At 39.9% G+C, this 16,607-nt stretch carries 14 protein-coding genes; 11 read left to right on the plus strand and 3 right to left on the minus strand.

Annotation, left to right across the window (positions count from 1 at the left end):
* The first annotated feature begins 1 nt into the window (after nucleotide 1).
* The 6 genes from MTN96_RS32410 to ccoG all read left to right on the plus strand — a co-directional run bounded on the left by MTN96_RS32410 (nucleotide 2) and on the right by ccoG (nucleotide 7,988).
* Nucleotides 2-283 (plus strand): YeaC family protein, encoded by a 282-nt coding sequence (locus MTN96_RS32410; RefSeq protein ID WP_013464607.1) that lies wholly within the window; start codon nucleotides 2-4, stop codon nucleotides 281-283.
* Entirely contained in the window at nucleotides 273-2,957 is a 2,685-nt protein-coding gene (locus tag MTN96_RS32415) for a DUF349 domain-containing protein (RefSeq protein WP_248534179.1), read from the plus strand. Before MTN96_RS32410 ends, MTN96_RS32415 begins: the two co-directional genes overlap by 11 nt.
* A gap of 100 nt (nucleotides 2,958-3,057) precedes the next feature.
* Nucleotides 3,058-3,612: a DUF1439 domain-containing protein gene (locus MTN96_RS32420; RefSeq protein ID WP_024601178.1), complete on the plus strand. Its 555-nt coding sequence runs from the start codon at nucleotides 3,058-3,060 to the stop codon at nucleotides 3,610-3,612.
* A 64-nt stretch (nucleotides 3,613-3,676) separates the two neighbouring features.
* Nucleotides 3,677-4,978: an AarF/ABC1/UbiB kinase family protein gene (locus tag MTN96_RS32425; RefSeq protein WP_248534181.1), complete on the plus strand. Its 1,302-nt coding sequence runs from the start codon at nucleotides 3,677-3,679 to the stop codon at nucleotides 4,976-4,978.
* Nucleotides 4,979-5,033: 55 nt separating this feature from the next.
* Nucleotides 5,034-6,452 carry a sigma-54-dependent Fis family transcriptional regulator gene (locus MTN96_RS32430; protein WP_248534183.1) on the plus strand — a complete coding sequence of 473 codons (1,419 nt, stop codon included), beginning with the start codon at nucleotides 5,034-5,036 and terminating at the stop codon, nucleotides 6,450-6,452.
* Between the two features lie 153 nt (nucleotides 6,453-6,605).
* The gene (gene ccoG / locus MTN96_RS32435; protein ID WP_248534185.1) at nucleotides 6,606-7,988 is read left to right on the plus strand and encodes a cytochrome c oxidase accessory protein CcoG; all 1,383 of its coding nucleotides are present in this window, start codon (nucleotides 6,606-6,608) and stop codon (nucleotides 7,986-7,988) included.
* Between the two features lie 44 nt (nucleotides 7,989-8,032).
* On the opposite strand, the gene MTN96_RS32440 is transcribed toward ccoG, so the two are convergent.
* From MTN96_RS32440 to MTN96_RS32450, 3 genes are all read right to left on the minus strand, one after another.
* Nucleotides 8,033-8,440, minus strand: coding sequence for a hypothetical protein (locus MTN96_RS32440; protein ID WP_248534187.1), 408 nt, complete (start codon nucleotides 8,438-8,440; stop codon nucleotides 8,033-8,035).
* 51 nt (nucleotides 8,441-8,491) lie between these two features.
* A complete protein-coding gene (locus tag MTN96_RS32445) occupies nucleotides 8,492-9,406 on the minus strand; it encodes a M14 family metallocarboxypeptidase (RefSeq protein WP_036983072.1) in 915 nt (304 codons plus the stop codon).
* Between the two features lie 122 nt (nucleotides 9,407-9,528).
* Nucleotides 9,529-10,056, minus strand: coding sequence for a helix-turn-helix transcriptional regulator (locus MTN96_RS32450; protein ID WP_036983070.1), 528 nt, complete (start codon nucleotides 10,054-10,056; stop codon nucleotides 9,529-9,531).
* 183 nt (nucleotides 10,057-10,239) lie between these two features.
* On the opposite strand from MTN96_RS32450, the gene MTN96_RS32455 reads away from it, so the two are divergent.
* The 5 genes from MTN96_RS32455 to MTN96_RS32475 all read left to right on the plus strand — a co-directional run bounded on the left by MTN96_RS32455 (nucleotide 10,240) and on the right by MTN96_RS32475 (nucleotide 16,483).
* Entirely contained in the window at nucleotides 10,240-11,292 is a 1,053-nt protein-coding gene (locus MTN96_RS32455) for a hypothetical protein (protein WP_248534189.1), read from the plus strand.
* Nucleotides 11,293-14,367, plus strand: a complete 3,075-nt coding sequence (locus MTN96_RS32460; protein ID WP_248534191.1) for an efflux RND transporter permease subunit — start codon at nucleotides 11,293-11,295, stop codon at nucleotides 14,365-14,367. It begins immediately after the preceding gene.
* Nucleotides 14,360-14,665: a DUF3240 family protein gene (locus tag MTN96_RS32465; RefSeq protein ID WP_069439895.1), complete on the plus strand. Its 306-nt coding sequence runs from the start codon at nucleotides 14,360-14,362 to the stop codon at nucleotides 14,663-14,665. Before MTN96_RS32460 ends, MTN96_RS32465 begins: the two co-directional genes overlap by 8 nt.
* A 549-nt stretch (nucleotides 14,666-15,214) precedes the next feature.
* Nucleotides 15,215-15,499 (plus strand): hypothetical protein, encoded by a 285-nt coding sequence (locus tag MTN96_RS37215; RefSeq protein ID WP_308200747.1) that lies wholly within the window; start codon nucleotides 15,215-15,217, stop codon nucleotides 15,497-15,499.
* An 84-nt stretch (nucleotides 15,500-15,583) separates the two neighbouring features.
* Entirely contained in the window at nucleotides 15,584-16,483 is a 900-nt protein-coding gene (locus MTN96_RS32475) for an IS982 family transposase (RefSeq protein WP_214553251.1), read from the plus strand.
* Nucleotides 16,484-16,607: the final 124 nt, after the last annotated feature.

Below are 16,607 nucleotides of genomic sequence, written 5' to 3' on the forward strand. Positions count from 1 at the left end.
CATGAATATTGACAACCTAGTACAGAATATTACTCCAGAATTATTTGAGCGCTTACAGTATGGCGCGGCAACGGGAAAGTGGCCAGATGGCACGCCTTTATCAGATGAGCAAAAGCAACAAACAGTGCAACTAGTGATGTTGTACCAAGCAAAAGTAGCACAATCAAACGAGCAGTTTACCATTGGTGCAAATGGAGAAATGATCCAAAAAACCAAAGCGCAACTACAAAAAGAATTCAAATCAGATAACGAAATAGCTAGGTTCAGTGAAAATGATCTTTAAACACCTTTTTACACCAAAATGGAAGCACCCGAAGCAACAAGTTCGTTTAGATGCGATTGAAAAACTTGATGTGGTACGTGACGTAACAATTTTAAGCACCTTAGCCCTTGAAGACTCATCGGCTGAAATCCGTCGTAAAGCACTGCAAAAAGTAAACGACTTACCACTGTGGTGGAAAGCTTACAAACAAGATCAGGCATTGAAAGATGTTGCTGAACAACAAATCTCATCGGCTGTATTAAACAGTGAAAGTAGCTTATCGGCGCAGATTAAAAATGAGTATATTGAACGCTTTGCACCGGTTAAAACCCTTGAAAAACTAGCATTTGCTGAAAAAGAACTGCAAGTGAGAGTTAAGCTATTAAAACGCCTAGCTAACCCAAAGCTGATTGAAAAAGCCTTTAAAGAAGCAAACGAAGAGCTGCAAAAACAGTTAGTTGATTTAGTCATTACTCAGCAGCTAACTAAAGCACTGTTAAAGCATGCTCAAGGTGAAGCCAAAGTTGTGCTAGAAAGTCATCTTGAAAACGAGCGTTTAGCGCTTGAAATGCCATCGCAAGTTGAAAACGCAACCCGTGTAATTTTAGCAAAGCTTAATGCATTGCGTGATAAAAATGACTACGCCATTGTTAACTCACAGGCTGCAGAACTCATAGCGCAGTGGCAAGCTCTTGAATTAAAATGGCTAAGTGAAGAACATGTAAAAACCCTTGATGCCAAATATATATCAATTACCGATAAGCTTGATGCTCACATTGCAACTTTAAAAGCGCAACACGAAATAGAGCAGCAGCGTTTAGCGCAGCAACAACGTCAAGTGTTAGCATTAGCAACGTTAGAAGCGCTGAGTGAAGAAATTGAAAATGCATTGCAACTTGGATTAGAAACCCCAGAGCAAATTCAGCAAGATTGGCTTAATGCAAAAGTAGCACAAGCAAAAGACACATTAGATAAAACGCAACTAATGGCTGATCAGCAATCAAAACAAGTGATTAATAAGCTTGAGCAACTATTTTTACAAGTTGCCAAGTTACCTGAGCTAACCGCGGCGATTAAAGAATATAAAATTGCTTACAATGCGCTATGCGAAATAAAACCCGCCGAGCAGCTCAGTGATTACGATCAACAACTTAGTGCTTTTAATCATACATTTAAAGAGGCACGCGGCCATTTAGCTGTACTTAGCAATGATTTACAAGCGTCGTTTAAAACCCAACTTAATGCCCATAAAAAGCAATTTTTAGCTGCAATGAGCGAACTCACTAAGCCGCTTGAAAAAACGCAAAGCCAAGCTAAACGTAAGGCACGTGATGTTAAACGTTTAATTGAAGAAGGGCGCTTTAATGTTGCATTTGGTGTGTTTAAAGGCTTTGAAGAGTTATTTAACGAATTGACCGAGAAATATCAACAACCGCTGGTTAATTTAAAAGCAGACCTAGAAGCGCAATTAGCCGATGCTAAAGATTGGCAAAAATATGCGGCCGCACCAAAACGTGCAGCACTTTTAGAAGAAGTAACAGCGTTAGTTGATGAGCCGTGTAACGATCCGCAACAGCGCGCTGATCACGTTAAAGTACTTCGCAAGCGTTGGAACGAACTTGGACGCCTTGATACAGAGCAAGAGAAACAACAGGGCAACGAGTTCGATGAAAAAATTGAGCTTTTATTTGCTCCTTGTCGCAGCTACTTCGCTGAGCAAGAAGTGCAACGTGAGGCAGCAAAAGCAGAGCGCGAGCAATTGATTGCTGATATGCATGCATTGCATTTACAAGCGACAGGGGATGCTGATTTAGATTGGAAACAACTAGAAAGCAACTATAATCGTTTGCAAAAGGCATGGCGAAGTGTGGGTAAAGTTGACCCGAAAACATACCGCGTGTTGAACGAGCGTTATAAGGCAGAGCAGCAACAGGTTGTAGCGTCACTTAACGCGTTTCATAAAGGCAATGCCGCACTTAAAAATGAGCTCGTTGAACAAGCACAGCAATTATCACAAAGCGATAATTTAGCAGACGCTTGCCAACAGCTAAAACAGTTACAGCAACAGTGGCAAACCATAGGATTTGCAGGTTTAAAAGCTGAAAACGCATTGTGGCAAAAATTCCGTGAGTTTAATGATGCAACATTCACTAAACGAAGCGAAGAGTTTGAACAGCAAAAGCGCGAACAAAGTGAGTCAGATAAGTTGGCAACAACGGAACTGAATGAGCTTGAAGCAGCATTAAATAGTGTAGAGGGTAAAGCCCAATTACTTGACTTGCAAACTAAAGTTAAAGGGTATACACAGTTTAAATCGTTAACCCCTAAAGTGTCTGCTTTGTTATCAGCCATAGATGAAAAGCTGACAGGCTTAGCGGCTAAAAATGAGCAAGCTAATTTAGATGCTTTATTTGTTGCACTTGAGAACAACGAGCCACTCCCGATCCAATTTAATGATACAGTTAAAACAGCATTGAGCTGTGAGCAGCTGCTAACGCGTATGGAAATACTTGCGAGCGTAAGTTCGCACAACTCAGCGCAAAGAATGGTAGAGCAAGTAGCCATGCTTGATGATAAGCACCGTGGCGAACACGCTGATTTAAATTATTATTTAAAGCAGTTATTAGCACTCAGCGAGGGTTCAGTTACAGCTGACACACTAGCAAGATTAAAAGTTATTTTTGCTGTAAAGTAAGCGCAATCACTTTTATCAACTAAAATAAAAAAAACCGCTATTCAAGCGGTTTTTTATTATGGCTACTTACTGCCAAGACGATTAATGAATAGGGTTTTGCATGAAAATTTTTGTTTTTATTTCACTATTATTTTTAACTGCCTGTAACAGTACGCAGGGTATTTCGGTTTATTCATTTACAAATTCAGAGGTTGAGTCGTTACTAAATAAAGAGTTACCTAAATTAAGTGAAAAAGTTAGCCTGATGGGCTTACCTGTGCAGTTTGATGTGAATGATTTAAGCGTTAATATTGGCCCAGATAATAGTGATTATGTTTTATTAGGTGCTGATTCTAGCGCCGAAATTAATGCTTTTGCGTTAAAGTACCCAGTGCGCTTAAAGCTGCAAATACAGGGCACCCCTTTTTATGACAGCGAGAAAAAAGCGGTATTTTTACGTAATGTTAAGTTACTCGACTCAAGCATTGATGCGGGTGGCTTTAAAGGTAATTTAGAAGTGCTGGATAACGAGGCCATGGATGTAATGAATGCCTTTTTAGCCGTTAACCCCGTTTATAAGTTAAATATGAACGATCCTAAAATGGCATTATTAAGTAATTTACCTTTAGATTTAAAAGTAGTAGAAGGCGCTATTAAGCTAGTCCCTCGGTTATAATTTAGATCCAATAGGCGTAATAAAACGTATTAATTGACCTTATTATTAATAGATTAGGTTAATTATGGCTAATGAGCGATCCGTTCCCACATCTCGACTTTCACGTTTTGCAAAGTTAGGCTCATTAGCCACTGGTGTCGCCACGAATATGTTAGTGGGCGGTGCTAAAAGTGCGCTTACTGGTAAAGGCTGGGATAATAAAAGCTTATTGCTACAGCCTAAAAATATTGAAAACCTAGCCACTCAACTCTCACACCTGCGCGGTGCGGCCATGAAGCTTGGGCAGCTGCTTTCAATGGATGCTGGCGACTTACTAACCCCCGAGCTTGCTCAATTGCTGTCTTTACTGCGCTCAGATGCCAACCCGATGCCACACAAACAACTGGTCAGTGTACTAAAAGAGCAGTGGGGAGAGGATTGGTTATCGCGTTTTTCTTATATTGAGCTTAGGCCGTTTGCGGCGGCGTCCATTGGCCAAGTTCATTTAGCTTATAAAGAAAATGGCGCGCAGCTGGCAGTTAAAATTCAATATCCTGGAATTGCAAAAAGTGTGGTGAGTGACGTAGATAACGTGATCACTTTACTTACCCTATCGCGGTTATTACCTAAAGAGCTGAATATTAAACCCTTAGTGGCAGAAGCTAAGGCACAGCTATTAGCAGAGGCCGACTACACTCGAGAAGCTGAGTATTTAGCACGATACAAAAACCTGTTAGCAGATAACCCGCATTTCAAAGTCCCTAGCGTGTATCCTCAGCACAGTACTGCGCAAGTGCTAACCATGGAATATGTAGATGCCAAGCCTATAGAGGGCATTACATATTTACCACAATCAGAGCGAAGCCGAGTTGCTGAACAACTAATTGATTTATTTTTTAAAGAAATGTTTGTCTTTAATTTAATCCAAACCGACCCTAACTTTGCAAATTTTCATTACCAACCTGAATCACAAAAAATAGTATTATTTGACTTTGGTGCCACACGCGAAATTACCCCAGCACTAAGTAATGCCTATCTAGCTTTATTTAAAGCTGGTAGTAATAATGATCGTGAAGGGGTGCTCAATGCTGCCACCGATATTGGCTATTTTAAAGATTCGCTCAAAGACAATTACAAAGAAAAAGTGATTGATTTGTTTTTAATGGCCTGCGAGCCACTGCGTTATCACGGTGAGTTTGATTTTAAAAACAGCGAGCTTGCTAGCAATATTAAAGATGCTGGCTTGCAGTTAAGCGTACAGTCACAGCAATGGCATACGCCTCCTGTTGATGCGTTGTTTATTCACCGTAAGCTAGCGGGCTTGTATTTAATTGCAGCACGGCTAGAAGCAAAAATAGATATTAAGGCATTATTTAGCCATTACTAGGTGCTAAAGCAGGAGAGAATTGGCATAATACTCGCGATATTTCGCGAGGTCTGCAATGATAAAAAACTTTTTAAACGATCCTACTTTATTACTTAATGCGGTAGGTGAGGGCATATACGGATTTGATTTATCTGGTAATGCGGTATTTGTAAACCCAGCCGCAGAGCGAATGACGGGTTGGACGGCCGAAGAATTGCTGAGTAAAAAAATACATCAATATCATCATCATAGCCATGCCGATGGCACGCCTTATCCTGCCGATGAATGCCAAATTTACTGCACCATGTTTGATGGCAAACGCCGCGAGGTTAAAAACGAAGTATTTTGGCGTAAAGATGGCAGCGCCTTTGCTGTTGAATATACCTCCACGCCTGTTTATAAAAATAGCCAGCTTATTGGTGCCGTGGCCGTTTTTCGCGATATATCAGCGCAGCAGCGAACCCAAACCGCGCTCCAAGATGCTTTAGCGCAAGTAAAGCATTTAAGCGAGCAGCTCAAAGATGAAAACGACTACCTTACTGCCGAGCTAAATCAGGATTGGCAAGACTCAGGGCTAGTAGGGCGCAGTGATGTATTTCAACGTATGTTGCAGCAAATACAGTTAGTGAGCGAAACCGACAGTACGGTGTTGATACTTGGCGAAAACGGTACTGGTAAAGAGCTGGTGGCGCGTAACTTACATAGATTAAGCAAGCGCAATGAGCAGGCGTTTATAAAAGTTAATTGTGCGGCGTTTACCCCTAGCTTATTAGAATCGGAGTTGTTTGGACACGAACGAGGCTCGTTTACCGGCGCAAATGAGCGACGTAAAGGGCGTTTTGAACTTGCTGATAAGGGCACTTTATTTTTAGATGAAGTGGCAGAGCTGCCGTTAGAGTCACAAAGTAAATTATTACGAGTATTACAAGAGCGCGAATTTGAGCGAGTAGGGGGCAGCCAAACCCTAAAAGTCGATATTCGTATCATTGCTGCAACCAATCGTAACTTGTGGGAAATGGTACAAGCAGGGCAGTTTAGAATGGACTTATATTATCGTTTAAACGTGTTTCCCATCAAAGTGCCAGCACTAAAAGAGCGAAAAGAAGATATACCTTTTTTATGTCAAAACTTAATTGTGCAAATAAACAAGCGGCTAGGTAAACAATTACAAGGGTTAAGTAACAAAGCTATTAGGCAACTACAAGCCTATGACTGGCCCGGTAATATCAGAGAGCTGCAAAATGTGTTGGAGCGAGAAGCTATTTTATCTACACAGCCCACGCTGCAGTTAAGTCAGCCGCTAAAAGCTGGTGATGCGAGTGCTGTTAACCCAACGCTTACACTAGATGAGGCGCAAAGGCAGCATATTATCTCCGTACTGATGTTATGTAACTGGAAAATTGCAGGCGAACAAGGCGCGGCAAATAAGCTGGGCCTACCTGAGAGTACGCTTCGCTCAAAAATGCGAAAATTGGCAGTGCAACGCACACCTTAACTCGCGATATATCGTGTTTGTCGTTAAATATCGCGAATTTTTGCTTGGGTAATCTGTGTAAAATCAATAAATATCAATAAGTTAAATTAGCTTTCACTGTGGTCTGAAAGTTGCAAAAGCATACTTAATACCCGTCACTATTAAGTAAGTAGCATGAAGTTTGATATTAAAGAAGAAGACATGATCATTAAGCCCTACAAAGAAGAAGGGCCGATTTATATACGCGAGCAAAAAGGGTTTTTTCAGCGTATACGCCGTAATTTAGGCTGGCTGCTAATGCTCAGCTTTATCGCCATTCCTTGGATTCAATATAATGGTCAGCAAGCGGTTTTGTTGGATGTGGCCACCCAAAAATTTACTATTTTTGGCCTAACCTTATTACCTCAAGACTTTATGATTCTCGCCATGCTATTTATGGTGGGGGCGTTTGCGTTATTTTTTGTGACCAATTGGCTTGGCCGTGTGTGGTGCGGCTATACTTGCCCGCAAACAATTTGGATGTTGATGTTCTCTTGGGTGGAACAACGTATTGAGGGGACGCGTAACCAACGTATTAAGCTTGATAAAAGCCCATGGGATATTACCAAGTGGCGTAAAAAAATTACTAAGCACAGTGCATGGCTGGTTATTTCACTCTTAACTGCCACTTCTTTTTTAGCGTATTTTATTCCAGCTAAAACCTTATACCTAGAAATGGTTAATTTTGAATGGTCTGGGATCACTAGTTTTTGGGTGTTTTTATTTGCATTTTGTACCTATGGCAACGCAGGTTTTTTACGAGAAAAAATGTGTACAGTGGCGTGTCCGTATTCGCGCTTTCAATCTGTGATGTTTGATAAAGACACGCTGGTGGTAACCTATGATAGCGAACGAGGTGAAAGCCGCGGTCCACGTAAACGTAAAGCCGATCCTAAAGCGCTTAATTTAGGTGACTGTGTAGACTGTAACTTATGTGTTGAAGTGTGCCCTGCTGGGATTGATATTCGCAATGGACTGCAATATGAATGTATTAACTGTGGCTTATGTATTGATGCCTGTGACGATACCATGGATAAGTTTGGCTACGAAAAAGGCTTAATTAAATACGCCAGTGAAAAGCAAATGGCGGGGCAAAAAACTAATCCATTTAGGCTCAAGTTAGTGGGCTATGGCGCTTTAACTGCGCTGTTAATTATTTCTATGTTTGCTTGGATGCTACAACGTACGCCTATCGAAGCCTCTGTCCTTAGAGACAGAAACGCACTGTATCGGGTAAATTATGAAGGGTTAGTCGAAAACCCTTATACACTCACCATCATTAACAAAACGCAGCAACCTTTGCATTATTCTATTTCAATTAGTGGGTTAGAAGGTGCGAGCTTGCAAAGTCCTAACGCCGTGTTGGTAGAGCCAGGGTTGATGAAAAGTGTTCCTGTAACGGTTACTGCCGATGGATATGATATACCCACGAAGGTGAGTAAGCTGCAGTTTAAAATAACCGCACAAGAGGACAATAGCATTTCCATTACTAAAGAGAGTCAGTTTTATAAAAACTAGCCCATTTGGTTTTTCGTTGACTATACCTCGGTCGTGTCATTGATTTACTCGGCTGAGGTAAGCTGACTTTTTATAAACGCTTTAGCGCTTGGCAAGTCATCAAATAAGCAATCTTGTAAATGAGCGTCACGACCTGAGCTGTGCATAATACGTTGTAGTTGCCTTATGGCTATGGGAGAGGTGAGTATAAAGGCACTCATTATGCAATTATTTATCCCCATTGTTTGGCTAACATCGATCATATTTTTTTCAGCGTCAGGGGTGGCGGCCACAACGTCGGGCGAGTGGCTAATATAGCCCCAAGGTTGATGTTTAAACGTTGCAATGGTGTCTAACAGAGCGGCTTTAAAGTGATTTAATAACTCAGGGTTTAAGTTGCCTTTAAATTGCGCAATAACAATATTACCCTCAACATAAAAACTGTAACTGCCGTAATTATTTTTAAATTTCAATAGCCGCTCCTTTGTCTACACCTTATTATGTGCTGATGGATACCATAACTATTACTTATTAATAATGTAGTCCAACGCACCCGAAATTGCCGCAACTTGCGCTAATATGCATTCTTCAGGGGTGGCCGTTGCACTATCTGGGTAAACTTCCGTGGTTGTAACGTAGGTCGCATCAGATAACCCCATGCATAAACCTAACTCTTTTGCTGCATAGTTTATTACCCCAAATTGTTCTTGAGGTACACCAATTAATTGTTTATTTTCATCGCTTGGAGCGATGTGTGTGACCTTTTCAACACATTCAATAATAGCTTTTTGAAAAGCAGGCTCTGGTTTGTTGCTGTCAGCGACTAAATAAAAACCGTCTGGAATATTCCAATTAGTATTTACTTTACCTTCGCGCGCTGCAAGTGCAGGGCGAAATTCACTGTTATCTGAATCAGTGGTTTCATGTAAATCGATATGCGCGATTAAATCAGTATTTAAAGATTGCACATAATTCATTACCAATGCAGATTCTTGCGCTGGGCTGCCTTCATAAAAAGAACGGTTTGGATCAATTGCTTCTGGGTTCCAGCGGTTTATTGTTTCATAACCCCATGGGCTAATGCAGGGAGTAATCACCAGATTAAATTTCTCTGCGTATTGAGTTGCCAATGTTTTTGCAAACCTTAACGCACCGTGTACTCCGCTGGTTTCGTAACCATGTACGCCGCCAGTGATTAGCACTGTGTGTTTATTTTTATCAAAGTTTTGGGTTTTTAATGCAAACAAAGGGTAACTGTTTTGAGCATAATTAAGTTCACCATATTGCTCTACAATAAGCGTATCTTTTAGCTCATTAATTAGCGTTAATACTTCATCGTTATAGCTGCGTTTAATTTTCTGGGCTTCAAGCCATTGGAGTTTATGATTGTTATTCCACTTTTCACCAGGGTTGCCAATAGGGTAGGTACTGTTATTCATATTAAACCTTTACGTTGGATTATCTCTGCGGGCTATAGAGCACATAGACCATAATGACGAAAATAAAGCGTTAGCTTAACGCTGACTAAAATAGCGCGCAAGTATATGCGATAGTCACTGCATTAGTTAATGGCTGAGCTTGAATGCGGATAGTGCCTTTGTTGCATAAAGTCTTCTAAAAACCATGCGGCAAACTCATGTCTGCCCTCTACATCGGCTTTACTATAGATGTCTGATGCTTGTTGGCGTACTGTTTTTTCTTTAGTGTTTCTTAGTGCGCTTATTTCTTTAAAGCTTAAGCCTTTAAGTAATAACATCGCGACTTCTTGCTCACTGCGAGTCAATGTCCATTGTGAAAATTGGGTTTGAATAACACCACTGTATTCATGACGCGCGTCTTTCATTTCCTGCGATATGTTGTTTAACTGAGTCACAGAACTGTGTAATTCGCGCTTAAGGTTAATAATTTTTTTAGTTCGCGTGTTAATATCTTTAATTAAATACAGAGCACCCAAGGCAGAAATAATCACAATTAAGCTCTCAGTAAAAATATGCCACTGCGGCACCCCTAATTTTAAATCCATGATCACGTCAAAAAAATTTAACACCATGATCACCAATAGCGTTGCTGCGATTATTTTATCTCTCATTAAGTTCTCTAATATCAGTAGGTTAAATTTGCAATGGACATATGTACTGTACTGCCAAAATCAGGGTTTATAAGCATATTAAGGCGTTTGCCTGATGATTTAACAGTCTAAAAAAGTCATGGTTGATTCTATAAAATTAATCAAATGTGAACAAACTAAATGCTGTTAAATTTTACAAAAAAAATGCGTCATTTTTTGCGTATTCAATATACGTTATTTTTCTTCTTTACGGTGACTTTATTAACATTTAATCCTGTGTTTGCTTCGCAAAATTTAGCACCTGTAGGGCTTTCTTCACTCAGTGGTTTTGATGTTGAATTTGCGCCGATTCAAAAAACAGAGTTTATTAACAGGCAAAGTTTAATTGGTGAAGTTAATTTCAAACCTGGGGTCAATTATACGGTGCTGTTTGCGTTTGATGTACAGCAGGTTCGTTACTTATACCCTAACGGCAGCATGGTTGAAAAGGGCGCCACTATTGCAAGCGTTGAGGGCAGTGATGTACACCATTTTTTAGATGCCTATCAATCAGCAAAAGACATGCTCGCTATTGCTAAAAGCCATTACGACATAAACCAACAACACTTAAAAAACAAAATAATAAGAAGTTCTGAATGGGTTGAAATCACAAAAAGCTATTTTGAAGCCAAGCTAAATTTTGAACATATGCAACATCAAATGGCATTTTTAAACATTGATGATAATGAAAACGTGACCTTAGTGAGTCCAAAAACGGGCATTTTAAAACTCACTAATGAGTCGGGAAACCGTGTGATGGGTGACACCGCGTTTGATATTATCGATGCAAGTAGTATTCGCGTTAAGATTAAAGTCCCTCTTAGTTTTTCCAACACGTTAGCGCATTTCAAGCTGTCAGAAAGTTGCAGCTTAAATATTGAGAGCTATGACAGTATTGCAGATAAATACCATCAAATAGTGTGGGCGTCGCCAAGCTCAAATGAGTGCCAGCTTAGACTGGGGCAAACTATCAAAGTCACACCGGTAAATAAATTAACGGGCTTTAAAATAGCAAAGTCAGCGGTGTTTGAATTTGAAGATGTTAATTACATTGCTTTAAAGTCTGGCGATAAGCTTGAGTTACTGCCGATTGAGCTCAAGGGTACACAAGGCAAAGACTATGTATTTACTGCTAACAAAAACCTAGATGATCAGCAGGTACTAATAAGCTCGGTAAGTGCGCTACAGGGTATGTTGCTTCACTTAGGGAGAGAGTAAATGTTAAACCAGCTTATTAAGTTTTCACTTACTCAGCGTTTGTTTGTTAGTATTTTTGTTATTGTTGCTATGGCCATTGGTGCTAAATCTTGGTTAAGTATTCCGGTGGATGCTTTTCCAGAAATATCGCCCACCCAAGTTAAAATAGTTTACAAATTACCCGGCATGAACGCCCTTGAAATAGAATCGCAAGTAACACGGGTGATTGAAACCGAATTACTGGGTATTCCGTCACAGCAAATGCTGCGCTCTACCACTAAGTATTCTATTACCGATATTACCATTGACTTTGAAGAGGGCACCGACATTTATTGGGCGCGTCAGCAAGTGAATGAGCGTTTATTAAATATTTTGCCCAACTTGCCCAGTAATATTAGTGGCGGCATGGCGCCAATGAGCACGCCTTTGAGCGAGGTGTTCATGTTTACTATAGAAAGTACTCACTTATCGCTGATTGAAAAAAGAGAGCTTTTAGATTGGCAAATTCGTCCATTACTGCGCACTGTAACCGGTGTTGCAGATGTAAATAGCCTTGGCGGCTTTTCAAAAACCTATGAAATACTTCCCAATACTTTATTGATGCAACAGCATCAAGTCAGCTTTGATGAAATGAAGTTAGCAATCACGCAAACGAATCAAAACGGTGGCATAGGGCGCTTAGAAAAAGGCAACGACACCTTAATTTTGCGCACTGAGGGCAAATACACCGATATAACCTCTATTGAAAATACCGTGATTAAGTCCACTCAAAATAAGGTTATTCGGTTAAGTGATATTGCCACGGTACATGTTGGCAGTTTAACCCGTTATGGCGCAGTCACTAAAAACAGTGAGGAGGCGGTACAAGGGCTTATAATTGCGCTTAAAAATAGTAATACAGCGCAAGTTGTTGCAGATGTAAAAGATAAACTTCGCACCATTGAAGCGTCATTACCGCAAGGCACAAAAATTAATGTGTTTTACGACCGCTCTAACTTAATAAATACCGCAATTAGCACCATTACCAGCGCATTAGGTCAAGCGATTATTTTAGTGATAGTGCTACTTGCCTTGTTTTTAGGTGATATTCGCTCTTCATTGGTGGTGTCTTTGTCTTTACCTATGTCGGCATTGCTGACATTTATAATGATGAAACAGTTTGATTTATCGGCTAATTTAATGAGTTTAGGTGGCTTAGTGATTGCCATTGGTATGCTGGTGGACTCATCGGTAGTTATTGTTGAAAACATAGTGAATCGGCTGGCTAACAATCAGCACCTCCCTCGGCTGCATGTTATTTATCGCGCCTGTAAAGAAGTCGCGGCGCCAGTGTTCTCAGGCACAATTATTATTATTATCGTGTTTTCACCGCTATTAATGTTAACAGGGTTAGAAGGCAAGTTATTTACCCCAGTGGCGCTCACTATCGTGTTTGCCATGCTAAGTGCGCTGTTGTTGTCGTTAACGGTTATTCCAATTTTAGCCTCATTGTTATTAAAAAATGAACCTGTAACCCAGCCTAAAATGGTCACGCTACTACAAGGTTTTTATACTAAAACACTTGCCCAAGCAATTAAAAAGCCGGTGGCAATAAGTGTTATATCGGTTGCTGTTTTAGTGCTCAGTGGGGTGTTATTTCAGGGGCTTGGTAAAAGTTTTATGCCCGTTTTAGATGAAGGCGACATTATTGTACAACTGGAAAAATCGCCGAGTATTTCCTTGCAAGCCTCGCTGGATATCGATAAACAAATTGAAGATACACTGTTAAAAAACACCCCAGAAATCGTACAAATTGTTGCCCGTACCGGCTCCGATGAACTCGGGCTTGATCCTATGGGGTTAAACGAAACCGATGTATTTATGGAATTAGCGCCAAAAGATAAGTGGCGTTTTGACTCCAAAGTGCTGCTAATCGAGGATATTCGACAAACACTTGCGCAATTTCCAGGAGTAAATATTGGCTTTACTCAGCCAATACAAATGCGGGTATCAGAAATGCTCACCGGTGGCACCGGTGATATTTCGATTAAAGTATTCGGTAATGACATTGCGACACTTGCCTCATTAGCTGAAAAAATCACTGCACTTGCCACTAATATTGACGGCGCAAGTGATGTGCAAATGGCGCTTATTGAAGGGGGGAAATATGTAAATATTAAACTTATTCCTGAGGTTGCTAGTCAGTTTGGTTTAACCACCGAAGGATTAAGCGATTATTTAAAGTCGCAATTAGAAGGCCTACAGGTATCGGCACTGCAAGAAGGAAACCGCGTGATCCCTATTGTGTTTAATGCACAAAAAGACGAAAGAGCAACACACTTTGAGTTATCGTCAATGAGCGCATTAAAGCAAAAGCTAATTTTAATGCCCGATAACAGCCTACTACCACTTGAAGAGGTGGCTAATATTAGCTTTAAAACGGGGCCATTATTAATAGAGCGAGAAAAAGCAAAGCGCTTTGCTTCTGTAAACGTTAATGTGGATAACCGCGATGTGGTTAGTTATGTAAATGAACTGGAAGCTAAAATTAATAGCAGCATAAAGTTACCCAGTGGTTTTACCTTGTCGTTTGGTGGCGAATTTGAAAGCCAGCAACGTGCAACACAAAACTTGCTGGTGCTTATTCCGGTGGCATTAATACTGATTTTCATTATTTTATTTACCACGTTTAAATCCTTATCTAAATCAACGCTGATAATTGCTAATATTCCGTTTGCGTTAATGGGGGGAGTGATTGCCCTATTTATTAGTAATGAATATCTGTCGGTGCCTGCATCGGTTGGTTTTGTTGCTTTACTTGGCGTAGCGGTACTCAATGGTATTGTGATGATCAGCTACTTTGAGCAAATAAAAATGTTTTCTGCCAATGTAACGCAGCGCATTTTAGATGGGGCAAGCAGACGCCTTCGCCCAGTGTTAATGACAGCCACAACCGCAATGTTTGGTTTACTGCCACTGGTATTTGCCACCGGCCCCGGCGCTGAGATTCAAAAGCCATTGGCAATTGTGGTTATTGGCGGGTTAATTACCTCAACAATTACAACACTTTATTTATTACCTATCTTTTATGGTTGGTTGGAGAAAAAACATGGCTGAACAGTTACTTTTTACCCTAAATGTACCCACAAACATAAAAGATGAAGTGGTTGATATATTAATTGGCATAGAGTGCATTACCGGCTTTAACTTAAAAAACATTGAAGGCTACAGCAAAGAGCACAGTGAATTTGATATTGCCGAGCAAGTAGAAGGGCATCGCAGCTTTTATCAGTTTGAGGTGCATATATTATTACCTGAACTTGCCATAGTAAAAACGGCGTTAAGCCCTGTTTGTAAGTACACGCCGTTAAAATATTGGGTTACGCCTATAGTTGAAAGCGGGCATATTGTTTAGCTTTTTGTATCAGGTTTATTTTATAAGCTACTTCAATTGGATTGATATTTGAGCTTATTTAATTGATCTTAACAACTTATCAATGTTTAATGAGGCGATATGTCTTAACTGATTTTTATTATGCACTTTCTCAATAAGTACTTCTTACTTAACGATCATCATACTGCCCATGATGAAGTCGCACACTGGCGGGTGAGTGCACTGCGGATAATTTTAACTCTCGTTACTTTGCTCTGTTTTTTGGTCGTTTGTTATACATACACCCGCGCAATTGAATTTAACCTAATTTACATTGCAGTTATTACTATTAGTTTTTTCACCATTGCTTTTAGTCTTTTATTAGCAAGTAAGCGATTTTACACATTTAGTGCAAATGCACTTCTATTAACTATCGTTGCCGGTAGTTTATCAATGAATTTATTTTTAACTGACTTAGAGCTTGTCAAGGTGGGTTCTATGTTTATGTATTCATGTCCCATCATTGCTCTTATGCTACTCGGTTACAGAACGGCTTTGGCCTAAGGTATTTTAAACATCATACCTTTTTACATGATTATTAATAATGTTGATTTATCTGGCTATTCAGGAATAGCAAGCCAATTACCAGAAGCTGACTTATATATTACAGGCCTGATATTTTTATTTTTTAATATTTGTATCCCACTTGCCACTGCGCGAACAATTGTTGCTGCCAAACGTTTAAACAAAACCATGTTAAATGCTAATAGCTTCCTTAAAGATAAAAACGAGCTTTATCGCACCTTATTTACTGAATCTAATAAAGCTAAAATTATTGTCGACGAAAATTTAGTAATTAACCTGAGCTTCGGATAAGAAATTACTAATTTAAAGGAACTAAATGCTCGTTCCATGATCCGATCATTCGACCAAGAGTGATTAGAACAAAAAGGAACGAGCATGAACAAGTTAGTTGAAACGTACTGTGATGTCGAGGATTTTTCAACGTTATTTTTCCCAAGCTGGCAGCGTATATTGCTCGAAAATGGTGAAATTAAACGTCGAAGAGTATGCCGCTTATCTCCGTCAGAGGTGATGACTATTATCATCCATTTTCACCAGTCACATTACAGAGATTTCAAAAACTACTATCTTCACTATGTTTGCCGTCAACTTAAAGCCTATTTTCCAGAGTTGCTGAGTTACACAAGGTTTCTCGCGCTTATGCCTAGTGTGGTGGTTCCGATGTGCAGTTACCTCACATCAAAACTTGGCAAGCCCACAGGTATACAATTTGTTGACTCCACTAAAATAGAAGTGTGTCACATCATCAGAGCTAAAAGAAATAAAGTGTTTGAAGGCGTTGCTCATCATGGAAAAGGCACTATGGGTTGGTCATATGGATTCAAACTACATTTAATAATTAATCATTTAGGTGAGATTGTGGCGCTAAAGCTCACAACGGGCAATGTGGATGATCGAGAGCCTGTTTCTGATATGGCGGACTCTATCTTCGGAAAACTCTATGGCGACAAAGGTTATATCAGCAAAGCGCTCTCTGGTGAGTTACTAGAAAAAGGTGTCGAGTTAATCACGACGGTTCGAAAGAATATGAAGAAAAAATTTATTTCATTGTGGGACAGGGCTTTATTGAAAAAACGATTTATAATCGAAACGGTGAATGATCAATTGAAAAACATTTCTTACATTGAACACTCTAGACACCGCAGTATGCATGGCTTTATGCTAAATTTACTTGGTGGATTAATTGCCTATTGCCTAAAAGAGGAAAAGCCGTCATTAGATTTAACATCGCAAGAACTTGAAATTTTAGAGAGTAATAATCTAATGTTGGCTTAACCAGATCTCAGGTTAAGTAATAAAGTGTACAAAATTAAAGCGCTCTGCAACATTTTTATACCAACTATGCGTAAATGAGACTTAGGTCTAGCTTACGAAGCATAAGGAAATACTTAAAATAGCG

This window comes from Pseudoalteromonas sp. 2CM28B (assembly GCF_023161935.1).

Excerpts from the sequence above, each read along its gene's own strand:
- MTN96_RS32410 (WP_013464607.1), top strand. The coding sequence starts at position 2 with ATGAATATTGACAACCTAGTACAGAATATTACTCCAGAATTATTTGAG.
- MTN96_RS32415 (WP_248534179.1), top strand. The coding sequence starts at position 273 with ATGATCTTTAAACACCTTTTTACACCAAAATGGAAGCACCCGAAGCAA.
- MTN96_RS32420 (WP_024601178.1), top strand. The coding sequence starts at position 3,058 with ATGAAAATTTTTGTTTTTATTTCACTATTATTTTTAACTGCCTGTAAC.
- MTN96_RS32425 (WP_248534181.1), top strand. The coding sequence starts at position 3,677 with ATGGCTAATGAGCGATCCGTTCCCACATCTCGACTTTCACGTTTTGCA.
- MTN96_RS32430 (WP_248534183.1), top strand. The coding sequence starts at position 5,034 with ATGATAAAAAACTTTTTAAACGATCCTACTTTATTACTTAATGCGGTA.
- ccoG (WP_248534185.1), top strand. The coding sequence starts at position 6,606 with ATGAAGTTTGATATTAAAGAAGAAGACATGATCATTAAGCCCTACAAA.
- MTN96_RS32445 (WP_036983072.1), bottom strand. The coding sequence starts at position 9,406 with ATGAATAACAGTACCTACCCTATTGGCAACCCTGGTGAAAAGTGGAAT.
- MTN96_RS32450 (WP_036983070.1), bottom strand. The coding sequence starts at position 10,056 with ATGAGAGATAAAATAATCGCAGCAACGCTATTGGTGATCATGGTGTTA.
- MTN96_RS32455 (WP_248534189.1), top strand. The coding sequence starts at position 10,240 with ATGCGTCATTTTTTGCGTATTCAATATACGTTATTTTTCTTCTTTACG.
- MTN96_RS32460 (WP_248534191.1), top strand. The coding sequence starts at position 11,293 with ATGTTAAACCAGCTTATTAAGTTTTCACTTACTCAGCGTTTGTTTGTT.
- MTN96_RS32465 (WP_069439895.1), top strand. The coding sequence starts at position 14,360 with ATGGCTGAACAGTTACTTTTTACCCTAAATGTACCCACAAACATAAAA.
- MTN96_RS37215 (WP_308200747.1), top strand. The coding sequence starts at position 15,215 with ATGATTATTAATAATGTTGATTTATCTGGCTATTCAGGAATAGCAAGC.
- MTN96_RS32475 (WP_214553251.1), top strand. The coding sequence starts at position 15,584 with ATGAACAAGTTAGTTGAAACGTACTGTGATGTCGAGGATTTTTCAACG.